The 21,119-nt window shown below is 46.5% G+C and carries 17 protein-coding genes; 6 read left to right on the top strand and 11 right to left on the bottom strand.

What is annotated here, in order from left to right; translation table 11 throughout:
• Positions 1-34: 34 nt before the first annotated feature.
• The 3 genes from atpE to V2H45_RS00200 all read right to left on the bottom strand — a co-directional run bounded on the left by atpE (position 35) and on the right by V2H45_RS00200 (position 1,614).
• Positions 35-283 carry an ATP synthase F0 subunit C gene (gene atpE, locus V2H45_RS00210; protein ID WP_330481582.1) on the bottom strand — a complete coding sequence of 83 codons (249 nt, stop codon included), beginning with the start codon at positions 281-283 and terminating at the stop codon, positions 35-37.
• A gap of 85 nt (positions 284-368) precedes the next feature.
• A complete protein-coding gene (gene atpB, locus V2H45_RS00205; RefSeq protein WP_330481581.1) occupies positions 369-1,124 on the bottom strand; it encodes a F0F1 ATP synthase subunit A in 756 nt (251 codons plus the stop codon).
• Positions 1,125-1,173: 49 nt separating this feature from the next.
• On the bottom strand, positions 1,174-1,614 hold the full coding sequence (locus tag V2H45_RS00200; protein WP_330481580.1) for an ATP synthase subunit I: 441 nt from the start codon (positions 1,612-1,614) through the stop codon (positions 1,174-1,176).
• A 518-nt stretch (positions 1,615-2,132) separates the two neighbouring features.
• Between V2H45_RS00200 and V2H45_RS00195 the strand changes: the two genes are divergently transcribed.
• Positions 2,133-2,645, top strand: coding sequence for a hypothetical protein (locus V2H45_RS00195; RefSeq protein WP_408648685.1), 513 nt, complete (start codon positions 2,133-2,135; stop codon positions 2,643-2,645).
• 81 nt (positions 2,646-2,726) lie between these two features.
• Here V2H45_RS00195 and V2H45_RS00190 read toward each other — a convergent pair whose 3' ends face one another.
• Positions 2,727-4,406: a S8 family serine peptidase gene (locus V2H45_RS00190; protein ID WP_330481578.1), complete on the bottom strand. Its 1,680-nt coding sequence runs from the start codon at positions 4,404-4,406 to the stop codon at positions 2,727-2,729.
• Positions 4,407-4,556: 150 nt separating this feature from the next.
• Between V2H45_RS00190 and V2H45_RS00185 the strand changes: the two genes are divergently transcribed.
• Complete coding sequence (locus tag V2H45_RS00185) at positions 4,557-5,240, top strand: hypothetical protein (protein WP_330481577.1); 684 nt, start codon at positions 4,557-4,559, stop codon at positions 5,238-5,240.
• A 70-nt stretch (positions 5,241-5,310) separates the two neighbouring features.
• Here V2H45_RS00185 and V2H45_RS00180 read toward each other — a convergent pair whose 3' ends face one another.
• The 3 genes from V2H45_RS00180 to V2H45_RS00170 form a co-directional block, all read right to left on the bottom strand.
• Entirely contained in the window at positions 5,311-5,823 is a 513-nt protein-coding gene (locus V2H45_RS00180) for a Tic20 family protein (RefSeq protein ID WP_330481576.1), read from the bottom strand.
• 66 nt (positions 5,824-5,889) lie between these two features.
• Complete coding sequence (locus tag V2H45_RS00175; RefSeq protein ID WP_330481575.1) at positions 5,890-7,017, bottom strand: ligand-binding sensor domain-containing protein; 1,128 nt, start codon at positions 7,015-7,017, stop codon at positions 5,890-5,892.
• Positions 7,018-7,159: 142 nt separating this feature from the next.
• On the bottom strand, positions 7,160-8,245 hold the full coding sequence (locus V2H45_RS00170) for a FecR family protein (protein ID WP_330481574.1): 1,086 nt from the start codon (positions 8,243-8,245) through the stop codon (positions 7,160-7,162).
• Positions 8,246-8,462: 217 nt separating this feature from the next.
• On the opposite strand from V2H45_RS00170, the gene rplI reads away from it, so the two are divergent.
• Genes rplI through miaA form a run of 3 tightly spaced genes read left to right on the top strand, consistent with a single transcriptional unit; the run spans position 8,463 to position 10,024 of the window.
• Positions 8,463-8,924 (top strand): 50S ribosomal protein L9, encoded by a 462-nt coding sequence (gene rplI, locus V2H45_RS00165; protein ID WP_330481573.1) that lies wholly within the window; start codon positions 8,463-8,465, stop codon positions 8,922-8,924.
• A gap of 8 nt (positions 8,925-8,932) precedes the next feature.
• Positions 8,933-9,058 (top strand): hypothetical protein, encoded by a 126-nt coding sequence (locus V2H45_RS00160; protein WP_330481572.1) that lies wholly within the window; start codon positions 8,933-8,935, stop codon positions 9,056-9,058.
• A 36-nt stretch (positions 9,059-9,094) separates the two neighbouring features.
• The gene (gene miaA / locus V2H45_RS00155) at positions 9,095-10,024 is read left to right on the top strand and encodes a tRNA (adenosine(37)-N6)-dimethylallyltransferase MiaA (protein WP_330481571.1); all 930 of its coding nucleotides are present in this window, start codon (positions 9,095-9,097) and stop codon (positions 10,022-10,024) included.
• Here the strand turns inward: miaA and V2H45_RS00150 are convergent.
• The 4 genes from V2H45_RS00150 to gcvP all read right to left on the bottom strand — a co-directional run bounded on the left by V2H45_RS00150 (position 9,989) and on the right by gcvP (position 17,790).
• Positions 9,989-11,203 (bottom strand): type II secretion system F family protein, encoded by a 1,215-nt coding sequence (locus V2H45_RS00150; RefSeq protein WP_330481570.1) that lies wholly within the window; start codon positions 11,201-11,203, stop codon positions 9,989-9,991. The genes miaA and V2H45_RS00150 overlap by 36 nt on opposite strands.
• Positions 11,204-11,288: 85 nt before the next feature.
• Entirely contained in the window at positions 11,289-12,440 is a 1,152-nt protein-coding gene (locus tag V2H45_RS00145) for a type IV pilus twitching motility protein PilT (protein ID WP_408648684.1), read from the bottom strand.
• A 71-nt stretch (positions 12,441-12,511) separates the two neighbouring features.
• The gene (locus V2H45_RS00140; protein WP_330481568.1) at positions 12,512-14,539 is read right to left on the bottom strand and encodes a GspE/PulE family protein; all 2,028 of its coding nucleotides are present in this window, start codon (positions 14,537-14,539) and stop codon (positions 12,512-12,514) included.
• Between the two features lie 170 nt (positions 14,540-14,709).
• Entirely contained in the window at positions 14,710-17,790 is a 3,081-nt protein-coding gene (gene gcvP / locus V2H45_RS00135) for an aminomethyl-transferring glycine dehydrogenase (protein WP_330481567.1), read from the bottom strand.
• A gap of 424 nt (positions 17,791-18,214) precedes the next feature.
• Here gcvP and ileS point away from each other — a divergent pair, with 424 nt between their 5' ends.
• Positions 18,215-21,109 (top strand): isoleucine--tRNA ligase, encoded by a 2,895-nt coding sequence (gene ileS / locus V2H45_RS00130; protein WP_330481566.1) that lies wholly within the window; start codon positions 18,215-18,217, stop codon positions 21,107-21,109.
• Positions 21,110-21,119: the final 10 nt, after the last annotated feature.

Below are 21,119 nucleotides of genomic sequence, written 5' to 3'. Positions count from 1 at the left end.
TAGCTATTAGCCTCAGAGCTAATAGCTAATACACTTAACCGGCAAAAGGATTAGCGAACAGCAGCACCAATGCTACTACAAGACCATAGATGGTCAAAGATTCCATAAATGCGAAGCTCAATAGCAATGTGCCACGAATTTTGCCTTCAGCTTCAGGCTGACGGGCAATCCCTTCTACAGCGCGGCTTGCTGCTGTACCTTGACCAATACCAGGGCCAACTGCGGCCAAACCAATGGCAAGACTGGCGGCGATCACAGATGCGGCGGCAACAATGGGGTCCATGATGATTTCTTCCTTTCTATGTTTGTGTAAATGTAATTTGAGGTTTGTGTTTCATGAAATCGGTAAGATTCCGAATTCAACTGAGTCAATGCTCATGCTCTTCTTCACCGTGACCTTCGATCGCTTCCCCGATGTACACCGCTGCTAAGGTAGCAAAAATCAAGGCTTGTACGGCACTGGTAAACAGTCCTAGAGCCATGACAATCAGTGGGACAAACAAGGGAACCAATAGGACGAATACTCCAACCACTAGCTCATCTGCCAAAATATTACCGAACAGACGGAAGCTTAGGGAAAGAGGTCTTGTGAAATCTTCTAGAACCCAGATGGGTAAAAGGAATGGTGATGCGACCACATATCTGGAAAAATAACCCAGTCCTTTGTTGCTCAGTCCTGCATAAAAGTAGGCTACAGAAACTAAAAGAGCCAAAGCAACTGTGGTGTTGATGTCACTCGTGGGCGCAGCCAGTTCACCCTCTGGAAGGTGGATGAGTTTCCAAGGCACTAATGCTCCCAACCAGTTGGAAACAAAAATGAACAGAAACAAACTTCCAATGAAGGGCATCCATTCTCGATAATGTTTTTCACCGATTTGGTCTTTCGCAATCCCTTGAATAAACTCTAGGACATATTCCATAAAGTTTTGGAACTTTGCGGGGATGCGTTGGATGTTACTGGTGGCGATCGCAGAGGCTATAAGCAGCACACCAATTACAATCCAGCTAACCAGCAACACCTGACCATGTATTTCTAGTCCGCCAATTTGCCAGTAAAAGTGCTTACCAACTTCTAAAGCAGCTAGATTTGTTGTGTGAGCGCGGAAAAGTAATGGATTAATCATGTTCAACAGATATAGCCCCAGTGGGACAAATTGATTTGATTTGATTCGGTCAAATCTTAGGAGAACGGAACTCGCGGGTGAGATCCTGAGCAAGAATCACTAAAAGCGAAGCCTTGTAGGTGATAAAGCCAAGAAACGCAGGCAATATTTGCAGTTGTTTCAAGCGCGAAGCAATGACGATTAGAATTACAAAAACAGCGAATCTTGTATAACCGAGACGTCTGTTTTGAGGGTCTAGTCGGTCAACACCTCTAGCTAACATCCTTAAGTAAACCACACCAGTGCACGCACCCAACAAGTAATTTAGAGAGACATTCCACCCGTAGACAACCCCAATCACCAAGCTAATAAAAGCTGAAAAACCGATGGTTAAGATGAATAGTTTCAACTTAAGTTGCTCGTATTCCTCCATCGAATCTATAGACGATACAGATGAACTGGCTGTTGCTGGTTCACTTGGTTCTCTTCCGTTGGCAGGAATGATCTTCACAGTTGATGTTGGGTTACACTAGACGCTTACACAAAAAATTCATGATTGGCTTTCGTTTTAGGAAGCTTTGCACTCCTTATTTACCCCTTTTTACTGAGTAATAGAACTCAGAAAAAGAGAGCAGGCGAATCACAAATGTGTTTACATACACAGTTATTAAAATTATTACGCAATTTGTCACACTTTCTTTATCTATCCGATCGAACTTGATAATTAATTTTGGTCGTTGGGGCAAAAAATCATAGAAAGGTATAGATTAAAAACTTTTGGCAGATACATGAGTCAGTTGAGAGTGATACGATATCCAAAGTTTTAGATGAGCTTTCTACTAAGGGCTTGATTTAATCAGCCTATGCAACTTAACCTTTCGTAACCTCGCAACCATGTCAATTTTTGCCGTTAAGCCTTGCCCCACTCAACCAATAAACCGTAACTCCGACCAAACTATTGGGCGAAATTTCCAGCGATCGCTTCACTCTGTCTTTTTATCTTCGTTTGCATTGTTGGCGTTATTTCCGATGGCAGCGATCGCTCAAACTACCGGCAATTTGGTCACAAAAGTTGCGCAGGCAAAGCCCGTTGAAGTTGTTGCCCCTAAGCCTAACTCACTCGATAACAGTGTTTTTAGTATCCCAGGGGGCGAGCGTTTAATGGCTGAGTCATCTGTCGCAGTTAACCAACAAAACTACACATTGGCAATCACAAAGTTGCAAGACGCACGGCAGGTATTTAACCAGCTTTCTAATTTTTATCAAGATCTAACCACAAGCTTTGCAGGAATTGACAATCGTATTTCTGATAGCCATCGTCAAAAAGCCTTGCAAACAGCTCAACTACGGGACAAAGCCACTTATCAACTGGCTGTTGTCTATCGTGCCAACAATCAGCCTGAATTAGCCGTGCCCTTGTTAATTCAACTGATCCGCAGTCAAGCTCCCACACGCGAGTTGGGGCAACAGGCATACCAACAACTATTTGAGCTAGGGTTTGTGGATATGCAGTATCCTCGTACCCCTGCTGCGACAAACTAGTCTAGGTATTATAATTTCCTCAACAAAACTCTCAGAACTCTCAGACTAAAACCCCTGAGAGTTTTGTTTGTATATAATTAATCAGCGTTTAACAGGCGCAGTCCACCATGCAAGTCCATATCTCTGTATGGGGTCATTGTTTTGTGGTGTACTAAATACAACTCGAATTTTATACCTTCCTGCGCTGGGGACTTTAATGAAAATATGTTGGAGGTTGTCAATTTTACTGATTGATGACCAAACATTTTGAGAGATATCGTTATCCTGCTCGCGCATTAAGTAAAGCTCTAGGTTGTTGATACCACCATTCTTAAAACTCTCGCCGATTTCAAAGAGTCGATTGCCATTTTTATCATTTAAACTGACGAGTCGATCCCACGTTAGCGTAATGGCTACAAAGCTATCAGCCATCAGGGGTTCTGCAAAGATATATTCTTGATACTGTGTGGCTTCAACCACATGGCTGTCCCAACCGATCGTACTGACCATACCAGGGGACTGTTGTCCTGCTTGAAATTGTTGAATGGCACGGGCAGCATTTAACTGTCCTGCGCCTAGGTGCAAGCTTAAGGGGATATCCCGACTGCGATAGGCTTCGGAGTCGAGCCAAGTTTTACCATAGGTATCTAAGATCGTCTTCGACATTCCCAAGGCTTTGCCATCCCCCGTATCTTTGATTTTGTCAGCGGAGTTAATCAGTACTGCTTTGATAACTTCATGACGACGGGCATCTATGCCCCATTGCCCGTTGAGGATTTGGCGATCGGCATATTCATGCAAAAGCGCAATGGTGCCAACTACATGGGGAGAGGCAAAACTGGTACCGTTGGCGGAGATAAATTTGCCCTTGAGGTCGGGCAGCATGACATTATTGCCCGGTGCTAATAAAGAAAGCGATCGCCGTCCATCCGTGGGGCTCTCTACACCGGGCGTCCATTTGCCATCCTTATTTAAATCAGTAAAATATTCGCCAACGTCATATCTGCCATTACCGTTGCGATCGATAAACGGTTCATCAATTAAATTGCCGCGATCGAGCTGACTATAGACCCCATCACGTTCGCGGGTAAACCCCACCACAATGCCATTATATAAATCAGTCGGAATCGGAATTCCCCCTTTACCTTGATTTCCTGCTACAACTGGTAAGGTGTTATAGGTAATTGCCAGCCAATCGAGGCTTAGGGTTAGCAGAGCATTGCCATCGAGCTTGGGTTTTGGGCGCGGATCTTCGTTGAGGGGTTCGCCAAAGCTAAAATTTAATGCCCTGACATTGCCATTACATTGTCGAGCCACATGTTGTGATGCTAAGACTGCCTCTGGTTGACCATCGCGGCGACGTTGTGCGTAGGCTGATGACAAAAGCTTAGCCTGAGGGGCAACCCCTTGATGAATTTTGTTGCGGCTAATCATTACCGCTGCTACTTGAGCGGAGTGATCGTCTAGATTACGATTGGGGACAGGCTTACCATCTCGGAAAAAAACCTCAAAGGGTTCGATCGCCACGCGATCGAGTTGAATGAGTCGATTAACGATCTTGTCTACGGCAAACTGCCCCGGACGGCTGAGTTCGATTTGACCGATACAGATATCTTTGCCTGTAAGGTTATAGGGCGCAACGTGGAGTTTGCGGGCATCAATTCCTGGAGTGCCGACTGATCGGTCTAGGGCTAGTGCTGTTTGGGCATTGGGTGGCAAAAATTTTGGTAACAAAGCCACAGTCAAAATCATACTGCTGACAAACCAATATGCCCTACACATTTTTCTGATTAATCTCTTAGAATAACGCTTGTGGATGTTCTCATTTAGGCAGTCCCACTCAGAAAAGAATTCTCAATGGTTAAACCTTTAAGTTCATTTTTCCAGACAAAAACTCTGACCAAAAAACAAACAAAACTTCAACGGCAGAAGATGAAACTGATAACCTGCCAGTTTTGCATTTTTGCGTTTTCCTACCTTAGCATTTGTAGCCAAGCATCCGCTGAAACTCCAATCTCTAAGTCAGCTTCAGATCTAAAAGTCAACCAAGAAGTGATCGATAGTAGCCCTGTCTTACGGCGATGGCTAACCAATCCACCCGATCTTTTGGATGACATCTACAACAGTCCTAGCTTCGATCCAACACTTCGAGTAGGCATTACTTCCCGCGACAATAATTTAGGCGTGGATGTGGGAATTGACAATCTATTGGTGGGGCAGACAAGGTTAGCCGCAAGCGCCAGCTATCAGTCTGAATTTAGTGGCAAAGAAAGTGGCTTTGATGCCAATTTGCGCTACTACATTCTGCCGCTGGGGTCTTATTTCAATATTGCGCCACAGGTTGGTTTTCGACAACTTAACGTGACCGATCGCCCCACGATTTCAGGGGTAGATTTGGGCTTGCAAGGAATTTTAGTGCTGTCTCCCCATAGTGCCGATCTGCGTCTAGGTCAAACATTCACAGCTCCTGGTAGCAACGTTGAATTGAGCATTACATCCCTATCTGCGAGTTATGCTCTGACCAAACAGATCCGTCTTGGTAGCAAGATCGAATGGCGGCGATCGCCCATTTTTAACGACAGTAGAGTCGGCTTTGTTCTAGAGTTTAATCTTTAGTTGTTGGGGATTGGCTATCAGTAGTTTTTGGAATTGACACGATAAGCTGACCACTGAAAGCTGATAACTATTAAAAACGCACTTGGTAGTAAGCAGCCTCTGAAACAATTGGCATCTCTGCGTATAAGCCTCGAATTGATTGGAAGATTGAGAAGCCGCAGGCTGCCATCATGCCAACAAAAATTGTGTTGGCAAAAATTTGAACTGCAAATATGAGAGCCTGCGAACTTGCAGATGGCAAAGCAGGTTGCAGTAAACTGACCAGAATTTGAATTAGGACTAACACAATTCCTAATAGCAAAGCTTGCATGGCGTTGAAGCGCACAAAATGATTTACCCGCTCATTTCTGACCACAAAAATATAGAGGCAAATAAAAACAACGAAGTCCAGTGAGATTACTTGCGGAATAATTGGAAAACCCAACCAAAGCTTTAACCAAAGCAAAGGCAAAAAGACTGTGGCTAGGGGAGGAAACTGAACAAATAGAAAGGCACCGTAGAATACGGCTGCTGACATCGGCAAAAGATAAGGTAAGCAACCATATAATCTATCTAAAGGTGCTACAGATCCGCGTAATGCCATAGGTTTAACCCTTGATAAGTTGTGATGGTTTATCTTGAGATTTTAACCTAACTTACCTTTTGAGCATTAAGGTGTTGCATAAATCACTTTGGCATTACTGGTACGACTGTCAAAGATCTTTACATCGGCATTTAGCTTTGCCAAACCAAATCTCGTACCGATCCACAATTGCCGATCGCTGAGTAAGAGAGTATTAATCTCACTGGATGGTAAATTTTGAATCGTTGCGGTAATTTCACCATTGTCCGTATCAACCCGCATTAAGCCATCGCGCGTACCCACCCACAATTCACCTTTTTTGTCACTGGCTAATGCCAAAATGTCTCGTCCCGTAACGCTATTAATACGGGCGATCGCTTTATTGGTGGCAGGATTTACCAAGATCACATTACGGGGTGTGCCTGCCCAGATTAGCCCTTCGGGATCGATCGTCATAGCTTGCACAATTTGCCCTGCCACATAGGGAATTCGGGCTGTAATCTCAGCCGTCCCTGGATTAATTTTGATGATTCCTTCCAGTGTCCCCACCCATAGCTGCCCTGCATGATCGATTTGCATTACATTGGCAGCTATTCCTGGAATATTCGGCAAACGGGCATAGGTCTCAGCGCTAGTGGGGCTAATACGTACGATCCCTTGTTCTGTGCCTACCCAAATAAACCCAGCCCGATCGATCGCTAAACTCAAGATACGGTTTGAAGGCAGATTAATCGCAACGTTTTCGACCTTACCCGTAGCCGGTTGCACTTGAAACAAGCCTGATGCTGTCCCCACCCAAAGTTTGCCGTAATCATCAAGCAACATTGTCGTCACGACTGGACTAGGCAAATTCACCACAAACAGCGTTTTGCCGTTACTGGGATTAACTTCGATCAACCCACGCCAAGTACCAACCCATAGCCTGCCATAGTTATCAATCAACAAAGAGCTAACCCGACCATCCGTAGCGCGGCTAGGGGTGCGGTTATTCACCACAGGTTGTGATTGTGCTGGGAAAATATCAACGGGGGCGATCGCCTGCCCAACTAAGATGCCAAGCATAGCTAAGCTCAATAGACCACTGCGCAAACCAGAAAACACTGGGCGATCGTTGCGATTTCCTCCCTTATGCCGACCTCGTGGCTTAAGAAGAGGATTTGAGCCGATTAAGTCACGCCATCTTGTGGATTCACGAACTGAATGATTACTTGACATACGCTTTTCTTAACATCCTCACCGCACTGAAAATTTATAGCCCAAACCGATCGTCAAATGCCTAGATTTATATACCTAGCCCGAGGCAGCTAGATAATAGCTGACAGTTTGCGAAAAGTCTATTTTTCAGTGAGCGATTTCGTTAAGGTCGTTTGGGGTCTGAGGACGGAGCAACAGGCACAACTGGCGTAACTGGCTGAGGTATCGGTACGATCTCAGGTTGAATTGGTAGAGGTGGTGGATCTAGAGGTTGTACGGTTGCCGAGGGGGGGGGATCGGTAGGAGTCCTAGTTACAGGATTGGTAACGGGTGTAGCCACAGGGGGGGAGGTTGAAGGTACTGAACTTGAAGGAGGAGAAGGATCTCTGGCTGCTGTTGTAGGTTCCTGAGTAGGCTTTGTCGTGTTTTGGGAATTTGAATTTTGGGAATCATTACGACTAGCTGTCGTATCGTTTCGGTCTGCATCTCGATTAGAGCCAGTTGATTTAGCTGATGGGTTCAACTCAGGCTTGATTTTGGAGATATCCGAACGTTTAAATTTGACTGCCTCAGCTTCCTTAATGCCACTAGAAATCTTAAATGTTGACTCAATATCGGCTTGACTCGCCAAACGTGTATTGAAACCAAAGATTAAAGGATTTCCAGCTAAGCGTTTCTCTATATCTTCTTTTGCTAAGGGCTTGGGGATAGAGGCATTGCCATCTGGCATAACGATCAATTCTTCACCAGCTTTGAGGGTAACGGTGTCAGATGAGCGGGCTAGCTTTACCGTCACTGTGCCATTGAGTGCAAGGATCTGTCTCTGCTTGGAGGATTCTTTTGGGACATTGACATAAAATGTCCCATCGCTGCTAGACACTGAGCCAAAAGGGGTTTGAACCTCAGCAGTTAAATTTTGGCTAGAAGCTACCCAAGCGAGTAAACGACCTTTATCTAGGTTGAGTTGATTTTTGGGGTTAATTGTTAAGTTTGTATCGCCATCAACCCTTACAATCACGCCACTATTTAGCACAATCTGAGCGCGTGAAGTACCCTCGGTACGAACAGTTTCTCCTGCTTTTAGGGTTGTGCCTACGCTAGCGGGTCTATCTTCACTGCTATTCAGAAAGCGCACCCGCACTGAGAAGTCACGGATTTCACTGATTTCGGCGAGCTTATCGGTTGGTACGATCTCTGAACTAAATGGTTTGGAAGGAGGTGGTGCAAAACAACCTGGTATGGCGACCAAACCAAGAGATAAACAAAACAATGACACGAGTCGCAAGGATGTCTTAGATAGCTGACAGCATCGCATTTGAGTTTTGTGTAGCAAAGTTTTTAGATATACTAGAAATTCTGACTTCGATCTTAGAACCTATTTTAATCTTATTTTAGGATTTTGGTAGGTTAAAAAACGATCTTAGGGCATGGGTAACTTAACTGCAAAAGGGATGTAATTCAAAAAAATGGCAAAAAGTGACGTTCAGGTAATGTTGACAAAAGACGTAACCAAGTTAGGAAAGTTGGGAGAGTTGGTAGCTGTGGCTCCAGGCTATGCTCAAAACTATCTTTTACCTAAAGGTTTAGCGGTACGTGCCACGGTAGGCGTGGTCAAAGAAGTAGAAAGACGTAAAGAAAAAGAACGCCAACGCTTGCTGGCTATTCGCGAAGAAGCAGAAAGCCGTAAAGTTGCGCTTGCTACCATTGGTGGCTTTGTAATCAAAAAACAAGTCGGTGAAGGGAATGCTATTTTTGGCACGGTGACAGACCGCGAGATTGCGCAGTTGATCGCCGCAAAATCAATGCTCGAAATCGATCGCCGCGATATTACAGTCCCTGACATCAAACAAACAGGCAGCTATGAAGTTTCCATTAAGCTCCATGCTGAGGTAACTGCCACGATTAACCTTCAGGTTGTCCCTGAATAATTGCTGTTGTGTTTGCACGCGATCGCTCCTATGTTTCTCCTGATGTATTCCTAATGTGTAAAGTGGGGCAAGAAGCTAAGGGGCGAGTTCGCCCTGCTTTAGCTCTAAAGCTCAAACGAGAAACAGAGACGTAGATATTCGATCGATTGTGAGATCTGAAAAACGTTAAGATGCCCAAATCGCCAGGACTAATCGTTATTTTGGGTGCTACGGCGACTGGAAAAACTGGCTTAGCGATCGCTTTAGCAAAATCACGAAATCTGCCCATTTTAAGTGCGGACTCTCGCCAAATTTATCGACATTTTGACATTGGCACAGCAAAACCCACGATGGCCGAACGGCAAGGCGTTCCCCATTACTTAATCGATATAGCCGAGCCAGACAGTACCTTTACATTGGCTGAGTACCAACAACAGGCACAGACTCTCATTGCAGGGTTTCACGCTTGTGGCATTACCCCTATCCTCACGGGTGGTACAGGGCTTTATATCAAGGCGATCGCTTCTGGGCTGCAAATTCCTAAGGTATCTCCCCATCCAGAACTGCGATCGCAACTCGAGCAGTTAGGTCAAAATTCCTGCTATGCCATGCTCAAACAGGTCGATCCCCAGGGTGCTGCTAAAATTCATCCCCACGATTGCGTTCGTACCATGCGATCGCTGGAGGTTTTTTATGTAACGGGCATCCCATTATCCGAGCAGCAACGAGAAAATCCCCCTGATTACCCGATCTGGCAAATTGGTCTACACACACCTGAGCCTGAGATCTATCGCCAATGGATCGGCGATCGCATCGAACAGATGCTCTTGAGGGGGTGGCTAGATGAAATTCGACAACTTCAACATCGCTATACAGAAAATCTGCCACTTCTAAGCACCTTGGGCTACGCAGAAATGGCAGATTATTTAGCAGATAAAACAGATCTAGCTACCGCAAAACAGTTAACGGTAGATCGCACCTATCAATTTGGGAAACGTCAGAGAACTTGGTTTCGAGGTTCGGGGCATGGCGATCGCCCCATTCACTGGCTCCAAAGCGGCAGTGGTCTTGATGAATTGCTGGAACTACTTAATTTGCTCCATGATCGAGAAGATCGGTAGGTACATCCCCACAATAATCGAACCAACCATGCCACCCAAAACGCAGATCATAATGGGTTCCATCAAACTAGTTAGTGCTTTGACCGCTTCTTCGACTTCATTTTCATAAAAGTCTGCCACTTTCATCAACATTTTGTCGATTTCACCCGTTTCCTCACCGATGCTAATCATTTGAATTGCCATCACAGGGAAAACCTCCGTTTTTTCTAAAGCCGGAGAAATTTGTCCCCCTTCACGAACGGCCGTTCGAGCTTGATCGATCGCATTGGAAATCACTAGATTTCCTGCTGTTTCCGAGGTGATTTCTAAAGCACTCAAAATTGGTACACCCGCTCTAGATAAAGAGCCAAAAGTACGAGAGAAGCGTGCTACCGCAGTCTTGACCACGAGATCGCCAAACAAGGGTAGTTTCAAGAACACGCCGTCCATATAGAGCTTGCCAAAGGGTGTCGCATAAAACTGCTTATAGGCAAACATAAATCCGATAAATCCCGCAGGTAACAGCCAAAATGTCCAGCTATTTAAGAAATTACTGACATTGACCAACATTTGGGTAAATGCAGGAAGCTCACCACCCAGTTGCTTAAACACACCGCTAAACACTGGAATGATGAACTTACACATACCGATAAAGATGGCTACGGCGATCGAGCAAACCACAACGGGATAGGTCATAGCTGACTTAATCTGGTTGGTCAAACGCGCCGCATCTTCTAAAAGCTGTGCCAATCTTGATAAAACATCGTCTAAAACACCGCCTGCCTCACCTGCCTGTACCATGGCGCAGTAAAGGCGATCGAACACCTTAGGGTGCTTGCGGAGGGCATCAGAGAAATTCGTCCCCTGTTGTACATCATCTAAGACTTCGCTTAAAGCAAGCTTGAGTTTAGGGTTGGCACATTGGTCGGTCATAACCCCCAACCCACGCACCATAGATACACCCGCGTTTACTAGTGTCGATAATTGTCGTGAAAACAAAGCTAAGTCTTTTGTCGTGACTTTCTTCATTGATACTTGGAATTTTTGAAAATCAAAGCCACCCTTGACTTCCTTAATGTCCGCGATCACAAATCCTTTCTGTCGCCAGACATCACGAGCTTCTTTGACAGATTCAGCAACCATTACTTGCTGAACAGCTTTACCTCTTGAGTCTTTGAGATTACCTTGAAATTTGGGCATGGCTTTACCTCTTTACCTAATTCTTTCGTTATCCAAAATATTTATCTGCAACGGTCACCCAACACACAGCCAATTTTGTCGGCAACTATCCACTAATCGAACGAGATCGAACCATATCTTTGGGATCGTAGGTTCCACCTTTGCGCTTGGCAACTGGAGCAGGATTGGGCCCTACAATCCGCAGTAACTCCTCTGGTCGTGAAGTTTTAGACACGGCAGCCTCAAAGGTAATGTCACCATCTAGATAGAGTTTTGCTAATACTGACTCTAGGGTCTGCATCGATTCTTTACCACCCGTTTGAATAAACCCATACATCTGAGCGGTTTTACCTTCACGAATCAGGTTAGAAATCGCGGGGGTAACAATCATGATTTCCTGCGCCATCACCCGTCCAAATTGCCCAGGCTGTGGGTTGTGCCGGGGAACAAGGGTTTGGCTCAGCACGGCAACCAGCGAGTTCGAGAGCTGTACGCGAATTTGTCCTTGCTGCTCGGGCGGAAATACATCGACAATGCGATCGACGGTTTGGGAAGCAGAACTGGTATGTAACGTGCCAAATACCAAGTGTCCTGTTTCTGCGGCGGTTACAGCGAGCTGAATCGTTTCAAGGTCGCGCATTTCACCAACGAGAATAACATCAGGATCTTCTCTCAGAGCACCTTTAAGAGCATTAGCAAAACTCTTAGTGTCTTCACCCACCTGACGTTGATGAATTACACTTTTGACCGACTCATACACAAACTCGATCGGATCCTCTACGGTTAAGATATGCTCCGCTCTTGTTTTGTTAATGGTTTGGATCATCGCCGCTAGGGTCGTACTTTTCCCAGAACCCGTAGGACCTGTAACTAAGATTAATCCCCTTGGCTTTTCTGACAGTTCCTTCACAATTGGTGGGAGGTTCAAATCTTCCATGTCTGGAATTTTTGATGACAAGGCTCTTAGACAAGCAGCGTAGGTACCCCGATCTTTGTAAACATTGACCCGAAATCTTGCCAGCCCCTTTACCCCATAAGAGCAATCTAACTCCCAATTTTGCTCTAGGTTTTTGCGCTGATTGTTGTTGAGCATGGCAAAAATCAGGCGTTGACATTCCTCTGGGGTCAGAGGATCTCTATCTGTTGGTGTGAGATGTCCGCTAATGCGGATATAGGGTGGCAACCCCGCAGAGATATGTAGATCGGAGCCTTTGCGCTCGACCACTTCCTCCATGAGGTCTTCGATGATGTAGTCCATTACCATAGTTATCTATCCTCAAATGGTTGAGCTAGTTTATGCCATAAGTGAGAAACAAAACATAATTGAGGTCAAACAATTCTGGGTGTCGTACAGTAAGGGCATTCCAGAATTTCGGGTTTTAGCTGAGCGTTACAAGTTTCACACTCCAACCCTTTGTTGCGCTTTGCCCGTTCTTCTGCTTCTCGCCCTTTGTCGGTGTAGGTAACACGCAGGACTTCTTCTAAAGTGGTCAAGCCTTGTCGGACTAGATCGAAACTGTACGCCATCAACGTTTTCATTCCTTCTCTAACGGCAATCTCTTTAATCAGATCCGTAGTCGCTCCTTTATTGATCGCACTCTGTAGGCTTTCTGTCATCTTCATGATTTCATACGCACCGACGCGACCTTTATAGCCAGAGCCATTACATTTAGGGCAAACGCGCTGACCTGGTAGAATTGCGTCACGATTAATCGCATTAGCACGATAGAAAGTACTGTCTAGATCGCTACGGGGCAGACCAAAGGCATCTAGATCGGTTTGAGTGGGTTGGTAGGGGATGCGACAATTGTCACAAACCTTTCTAAGCAAGCGTTGCGCCAGTACGCCAATTAAAGCTGTACTGGTCATGAATGGCTCAATACCCATTTCGTCAAGGCGGGCGATCGCACTGGGCGCATCGTTGGTATGTAGGGTCGTTAGTACGAGGTGTCCCGTCAACGCCGCTTCAATCGCAGTTTTTGCGGTTTCTTGATCTCGCGTTTCCCCAACTAGAATGACATCAGGGTCTTGACGCAGAAAGGATCTTAAGATACTGGCAAAGTTCATGCCTTTTTCCCGAATGACTTGACATTGGGTGAGACCCGGTAGGTTATATTCCACGGGGTCTTCTGCCGTACTGATGTTTACCCCTGGATCGTTACATTCCGCGAGGGTGGAGTATAGCGTTGTGGTTTTCCCAGAACCCGTTGGACCTGTAACCAAAATCAGTCCAAAGGGTCGTCTTGCCATATCCTGCATGAGCTTTAAACTCTCGGGATCTGTAATCAGCTTATCTAGACCCAGTTGCGTGTTGGAGTTGTCAAGAATCCGTAAAACAACTTTTTCGCCATTTTGGGTTGGGCAAGTACTAACCCGAAAATCTACCCGACGACCTTGGAAGTTACGCTTGAGCTTGCCATCCTGTGGTTGCCGTTTTTCAGCAATATTGAGGTTGGAAACGATTTTAAAACGGGAGATCACGGCATTGATAATACTTTTTGGTAGCCGCTTGCCTTCACTTAAAAAGTAAGATTCGCGCAGAATACCGTCTTTACGGAAGCGGATGCGCAGATCTTTTTCTTGTGGCTCGATGTGAATATCAGAAACACCTTCTTTGAGAGCTTTTACCAAGATTTTGTCTACCAAGCTGATAATTGGCGCTGAGTTTTCGCCGCCCACCGAGAGTTCATCATCGGCATCCCCTGCATCGGTGAGGGAGTCATCACCAAAGACATCATCTTTAACCTGCAAATCTTCGTCACTAATTGCACCCTCACCCTTAGCGCTCTTATTGACTTGAAATTGGAGGATGTCATCAAAAATGCGTTGATAATCTTCTCTAGCGATCACGCGTTTGGCAATCGTTAGTCCTTTAGAGAGGCGGGTAAGTTCGCTCTGAACTTTATAGCTCTCAGGGGCGACTACCGCAACGGTTAGCGTCGATTCTGTTTTTACTAGGGGAAGGATCTCGCATTCCCGACAGACTTGAATTGTGATTACATTGGCATCAATCAAACCACTGAGGGTGGGAATATCAAATTTGTCAACTTCTACTTCGGGATCGATGGGCTCGATGCCATGGAGTACTCTCAGTTCAAAAAGCTGTTGCCGTTTATAGTAACGGGTAATGTCTGGCGAAAGTGATTGTCCAATCAAACGCTCTAAAGCCGTTAAAAAAGGTATCTGCTCGTCTTGGCTGTCTTTAATGGCGCGATCGAACTGATCTGTTGTAGCGTGTCCTGCCTGAATCAACCTGCTTTCAAATGGTGTCCTTCCCCCTCGTTTTGCAAGTGCTTTTGCCCTAGTTTTGGTGGCGGCTGAAGCAGCGTTGGGTATATTTTGATCTGAAGTATTCATAGGCTCGTTAAGTTAATTAGGAGTAAGCTACCCAGAGGCATTTTGATAAAATCATAGCCTTTTGCTTAACTTTCTGGGGGAAAGATAGCATATTCAGTGGAGAGATCTTTACATTTATCCACAAAGCTAGCAATCAAGTATGAATGCTCATGGCTAGCTGCTATTTGCACTTAGGAATTTACGTCAGCATAGGCCTCCATGGGTAAACAGGAGCAGACAAAATTACGATCGCCGTAGGCATTATCAATCCGTCCCACCGCAGCCCAAAATTTATGCTCTTTTGTCCAAGGTGCAGGGTAGGCAGCGCTCTGGCGGGAATAGGGATGTTGCCAGTTGTCAGCCAGCAAACTCTCGGCAGTATGGGGCGCATTTTTGAGTACGTTGTCTTGGCGATCTGCGGTTCCTGTAGCGATCGCTGTAATCTCAGCATGAATGGCAATCATGGCATCGCAGAAGCGATCGAGTTCCTGTTTGGATTCGCTTTCGGTGGGTTCTACCATGATAGTGCCTGCTACGGGCCAAGACACCGTAGGCGCGTGGAACCCGTAGTCAATTAAGCGTTTGGCGATGTCATCCACCTCGATTCCTGCTGTGGTTTTGAACTCGCGCAGATCCAAAATACATTCATGGGCAACAAAGCCTCGATCGCCCTTATAAAGAACGGGATAGTAAGGGGCTAGGCGGTGGGCGATGTAGTTAGCATTGAGAATGGCGATTTCGGTGGCAAGTTTTAAGCCCTTTGCACCCATGAGCGCGATATATACCCAAGAAATCGTGAGAATGCTCGCACTACCCCAAGGTGCAGCCGCGACAGCCCCTACATTGATTGCTGCTGGATCTGAGATTTGCAAATCTGGATTGTGTAAGGTATTTGGTAAAAAAGGAACCAAATGGGAGGCCACACAGATAGGCCCCATGCCAGGGCCGCCGCCACCGTGGGGAATGCAGAAGGTCTTATGTAAATTTAAATGGCAAACATCGGCACCGATATCGCCAGGACGGCAGAGACCCACTTGCGCGTTCATATTGGCTCCATCCATATATACCTGTCCGCCGTAGCTATGCACGATGTCGCAGATTTCGGCGATCGCTTCTTCAAATACACCGTGGGTAGAGGGATAGGTGATCATCAATGCAGCTAGTTCGCGACCGTGGGTTGCGGCTTTTGCCTTCAGATCTGCCACGTCAATATTGCCCATACCGTCACAGGCGATCGCCACGACCTTCATGCCTGTCATCACAGCACTGGCGGGGTTGGTGCCGTGAGCAGATTGCGGAATCAAGCACACGCGCCGATGGCTTTCGCCGCGATGCTCGTGATATTGACGAATCGCCAACAAGCCTGCATATTCCCCTTGAGAGCCAGCATTGGGTTGAAGAGAGACTCCTGCAAAGCCCGTGATTTCAGCCAGCCAAGCTTCTAGTTGCTGGAATAGAATCTGATAGCCCTGTGTTTGAGCTAGGGGAGCGAAGGGATGGAGGTTGGCAAACTCTGACCAAGTGACGGGAAGCATTTCCGATGTCGCATTTAACTTCATCGTGCAGGAGCCTAAAGGAATCATCGATGTGGTGAGCGATAGATCTTTGGCTTGCAGGCGATGGATATATCGCAATAACTCTGTTTCGGAATGATAGCTATTAAAAACGGGATGGGTGAGATAGCCACTGGTGCGAACGAAGGATTGAGATAGAACCCCTAAACTTTTAGCCTCTAATTGGAGGTTTTCGAGATTTAGAAGCGTCGTGAAGGATTCGCGATCTAAAGTCGGTGCGAAAACCTGCCAAAGATCCCGTACATCCTTGAGGGTTGTAGTTTCATCTAGGCTGATGGCGATCGCTTGGGAATTCAGGACGCGCAAATTGATTTGTGCGTTCTCAGCCGCCTTGAGAATATTCTGAAGAGATTCCCGATCGGAATCGGGAGCTAGATTAATCCGAACAGTATCAAAGAAGTTATCGGTAGCGATCGCATATCCTAACCGTTTTAATCCCAAAGCGAGAACTACCGCCAAGGAATGCACCCGCGATGCAATTCTCTTTAAACCCTCTGCACCGTGATAGACGGCATACATACTTGCCATTACTGCTAAGAGAACTTGTGCAGTACAGATATTACTCGTAGCTTTGTCACGGCGAATATGTTGTTCGCGGGTCTGAAGTGCTAGTCGCAGTGCAGGCTGACCGTGCACATCCTTAGACACCCCCACCATGCGACCAGGAACTTGTCGTTTGTAGGTTTCTCTGGTTGCGAAGTAAGCCGCATGCGGCCCGCCATAACCCAAGGGTACTCCGAATCTTTGGGTACTGCCCACTACTACATCTGCCCCAAACTCTCCCGGTGGTTTCAAGAGAGTCAAACTGAGAATATCGGCAGCGACGATCGCTAAGCCACCAGCCTCATGAATTTTGGCAATGCACTCGCCGTAATCGTAAATCTGCCCATCACTGGCAGGATATTGCAGTAACGCCCCGAATACGGTTCGCTCGGAATTCGCAGAGAAATCAAAGGAGGCATGGTTGCCTACAATCACTTCAATCCCTAAAGGCTTCGCACGGGTCGCAACCACAGCGATCGTTTGAGGATGACAAGCCTCTGATACGAAGAAGCGATCGCTTTTCGATTTACTCGATTGCAATCCATAAATCATAGTCATGGCTTCGGCAGCCGCAGTTCCCTCGTCCAAAAGCGAAGCATTCGCAATTTCCATTCCCGTCAAGTCGATAATTGTGGTTTGGAAGTTGAGCAAAGCCTCCAGTCTGCCTTGAGCAATTTCAGCTTGGTAGGGCGTGTATTGGGTATACCAGCCGGGATTCTCTAAAATGTTGCGCTGAATTACAGGGGGGGTAATGCAATTGGAATAGCCCATGCCAATAAAGGAGCGAAAGACTTGATTTTTAGATGCGATCGCTTTTAAGGACTGCAATAACTCATACTCGCCTCGCGCTTCACCCAATTGCAATGGCTGCTTGATGCGAATGGATTGGGGAACGGTTTTATCAATCAGATCGTTAAGATTTTCACAGCCAATGCTCGACAGCATTTCCTGAATCTCTGTGGCATTAGAGCCAATGTGTCTGTGAATAAACGAGTCTGTAGGGGCAAACAGATCGTCGCTCAGACAGGCTTGAATTGGGTCAGAAATAGGTTCATGCCAGTGTGAGGGTGTGGTTAGAATCTCTGGCTCCTGTAATGGCTGCAATGCTTGGGCGAGATCGAGATCGGCTGCTGCGGTGGATGAGGATTCTAACATGGCTAGCTGTGTTGTTTGTCTGGCTTGATTTAGAGGAATTGGACAATTAGAAGCTTTCAGGCTTTGCTCTCAGTCATTACACGACAAGCCATAAGTGTTTGTTGTCGCATACTCTACATTATTACCGAATGTTAAGAAATCTAACAAACGAATTTAGCGCTCGAAAGTCAAGGCGATCGCCACAAAAAACTTTTTCGCGATCGAAACATTTCCAAAACATTATGTTAGTAACATACCCATTCAATCTGGTTAAGCTAGCTAGCCTAAGACTATGACCACCCCTACAGAGCGTTACTTTTTAGAAGACACCTTTTATCCCAAGCAGGGGAAGCTATAGAAACACAGCAAGACTAACCTATCCGATGCAGTCTGCGGCATAATAGCTGTAAATCCCGAATAATTGCGATCGAACTGCTATCTAACAATGAACTCTGTGCCAACCGAAACTTCAGACAATAAGTCCAGTGCAGTACCTGAGTATAAGGACACTGTAAATTTACCGCAAACAGAATTTTCGATGCGTGCCAATGCGATCGAAAAAGAGCCAGAGATTCAGAAATTTTGGCAAGATCAAGGCATTTATGACAATCTCACCAACCACAATCAGGGTGAAAACTTCATCCTGCACGATGGGCCGCCCTACGCCAATGGCGTATTGCACATGGGTCATGCCCTCAATAAAATTCTCAAAGACATCATTAATCGCTATCAACTCATGCGCGGTCGCAAAGCCCGTTATGTGTTGGGTTGGGACTGTCATGGGTTACCAATTGAGTTAAAGGTGATTCAAAACATCAAGGCAGAAGAGCGCAAAACCCTGACACCGCTTCAGCTCAGACATCGCGCCCGAGACTTTGCCCTAGAAACGATCGCCGCCCAAACCACAGGATTTAAGCGGTGGGGAATTTGGGGCGACTATGAGAATGCCTATTACACGCTCAAGCCCGCCTACGAAGCCGCTCAGATCTCTGTGTTTGCCAAAATGGTTTTGAATGGCTACATTTATCGCGGTTTAAAACCCGTGTACTGGTCGCCGAGTTCGCAAACTGCCCTGGCTGAAGCTGAGTTGGAATATCCTGAAAACCATACGTCGCGCAGCATCTATGTGGCATTCTCGGTAAAGAATCCCAGCGATGCGCTCCAATCTGTTCTAAATACCAATCAAGAACTTGCCAAGACCCCACTCTCTGCCCTGATCTGGACGACAACGCCTTGGACGATTCCAGCCAATTTGGCAATTAGTGCGAATCCCCATTTGAGTTACAGCATCGTCACCAGTAGTGGCGATCGTGGCGATCAAAACTATATTGTCGCTACGGAACTCGTTGCCAAACTTGCCGCCACATTCGAGCAAACCTTAACAGTACTGGCAAGCTTCTCAGGTGAAATTTTAGAACATACGATCGCGACCCATCCCATCTTCGATCGCGACAGTCCAATCCTACTCGGCGATCACGTCACTGCCGAATCAGGAACGGGTCTGGTGCACACTGCCCCTGGTCACGGTCAAGATGACTTTGCGATCGGGAATAAGTATGGGTTGAGCATTCTCTCGCCCGTGGATGACTACGGGATCTTTACCGCTGAGGCTGGGCAATTCGCAGGCTTGAACGTCCTCAAAGAAGGGAATACCGCTGTCATTGAAGCTTTAACTGAAAAGGGAGTTCTGATTAAAGAAGAAGCCTATGCTCATAAATATCCCTACGATTGGCGCACCAAAAAGCCTGTAATTGTCAGAGCTACAGAGCAGTGGTTTGCCTCCGTAGAAGGATTTCGCGAGGCAGCATTAGAAGCGATCGAGGGCGTGAAATGGATTCCTGCGATGGGGAAAAATCGCATTACTTCAATGGTGCAAGAGCGATCGGACTGGTGTATTTCGCGCCAGCGCAGTTGGGGCGTTCCCATTCCAGCCTTTTATCATATCGAAACGGGCGAAGTTTTGCTCACACCCGAAACGATCGCCCACATTCAAACCATTATTGCTGAAAGGGGTTCCGATGCTTGGTGGGAGCTGAGCGTAGCAGAGCTTTTACCCCCAGAATATCGAGATCGCGCTGCGAACTATCGCAAAGGTACAGACACGATGGATGTCTGGTTTGATTCGGGTTCCTCTTGGGCGGCAGTATTGGGTGGTGGTTTAGTCCCCTACGAATTGGGCTATCCTGCCGATCTGTATTTAGAAGGCTCCGACCAACATCGTGGCTGGTTCCAATCTTCGCTGCTCACGAGTGTGGCAACCAACGGCAAGGCTCCTTACAAGACGGTACTCACACACGGCTTCACCGTTGATGAGAATGGTCGCAAGATGAGCAAGTCTGAGGGAAATGGTATTGACCCGATGGTTGTAATTAACGGCGGCAAGAATCTCAAACAAGAGCCAGCCTATGGTGCAGATGTGTTGCGACTGTGGGTAGCCAGCGTAGATTATAGCGGTGATGTTCCTGTCGGCAAGACGATTTTGAACCAAATGGGAGACGTGTCGCGCAAAATTCGGAACACGGCTCGCTTTTTGCTGAGCAATTTGAACGATTTCGATCCTGCTAAAGATGCCGTTCCCTTCGACCAATTGCCTGAAGCCGATCGCTACATTTTGCATCGTCTCAGTGAAGTCGTCCATGAAATCACGGCTGCCTTTGATAGCTTCCAGTTTTTCCGCTTCTTTCAAACCATTCAAAATTTCTGTACGGTCGATTTGTCCAATTTCTATTTGGATATTGCCAAAGATCGCCTCTATATCAGTGCGTCGAGTTCGCCGCGCCGTCGGAGTTGCCAAACGGTTTTGGCTTTATGCCTAGACACGATTGCCAAAGCGATCGCCCCCGTTTTATGTCACACCGCTGAGGATATCTGGCAGCACATGCCCTATACGGTATCGCACAAGTCGGTATTCCAAGCAGGTTGGATTCAAACCGAGGAACAGTGGAACAATCCCCAACTGGCGGCGAAGTGGCAGTCTTTACGGGATATTCGCACGGAAGTGAATAAGGTGATGGAACAGGCACGGAATGCCAAAGCAATCGGTTCTTCGCTAGAAGCAAAGGTGCTGTTAGAGGTCTCAGACACCCTGATGCGCTCTAATTTACTGTCTCTTGGTAAGGAGTTGCGCTATCTCTTCATTGCCTCGCAGGTAGAATTGGTCAATGATTTGCCCGAGCAAGCGATCTACACTAATGATGCCGAGGGCGTGAGAATTGCCGTTGTCAATGCCGATGGGGAGAAATGTCCACGTTGCTGGAATTATTCCACCCACATTGGTGAATCGAGCGAACATCCTCACCTCTGCGAACGTTGTGTCGATGCTCTAGCTGGAAATTTTTGAGGTTGTGAAC

The sequence above is a fragment of the Tumidithrix elongata BACA0141 genome (assembly GCF_036349135.1).
Taxonomy (GTDB): Bacteria; Cyanobacteriota; Cyanobacteriia; order Pseudanabaenales; family Pseudanabaenaceae; genus Tumidithrix; species Tumidithrix elongata.
Note: the sequence above shows the minus strand (reverse complement) of the source record. Positions and strands in the feature narration are given on the sequence as shown.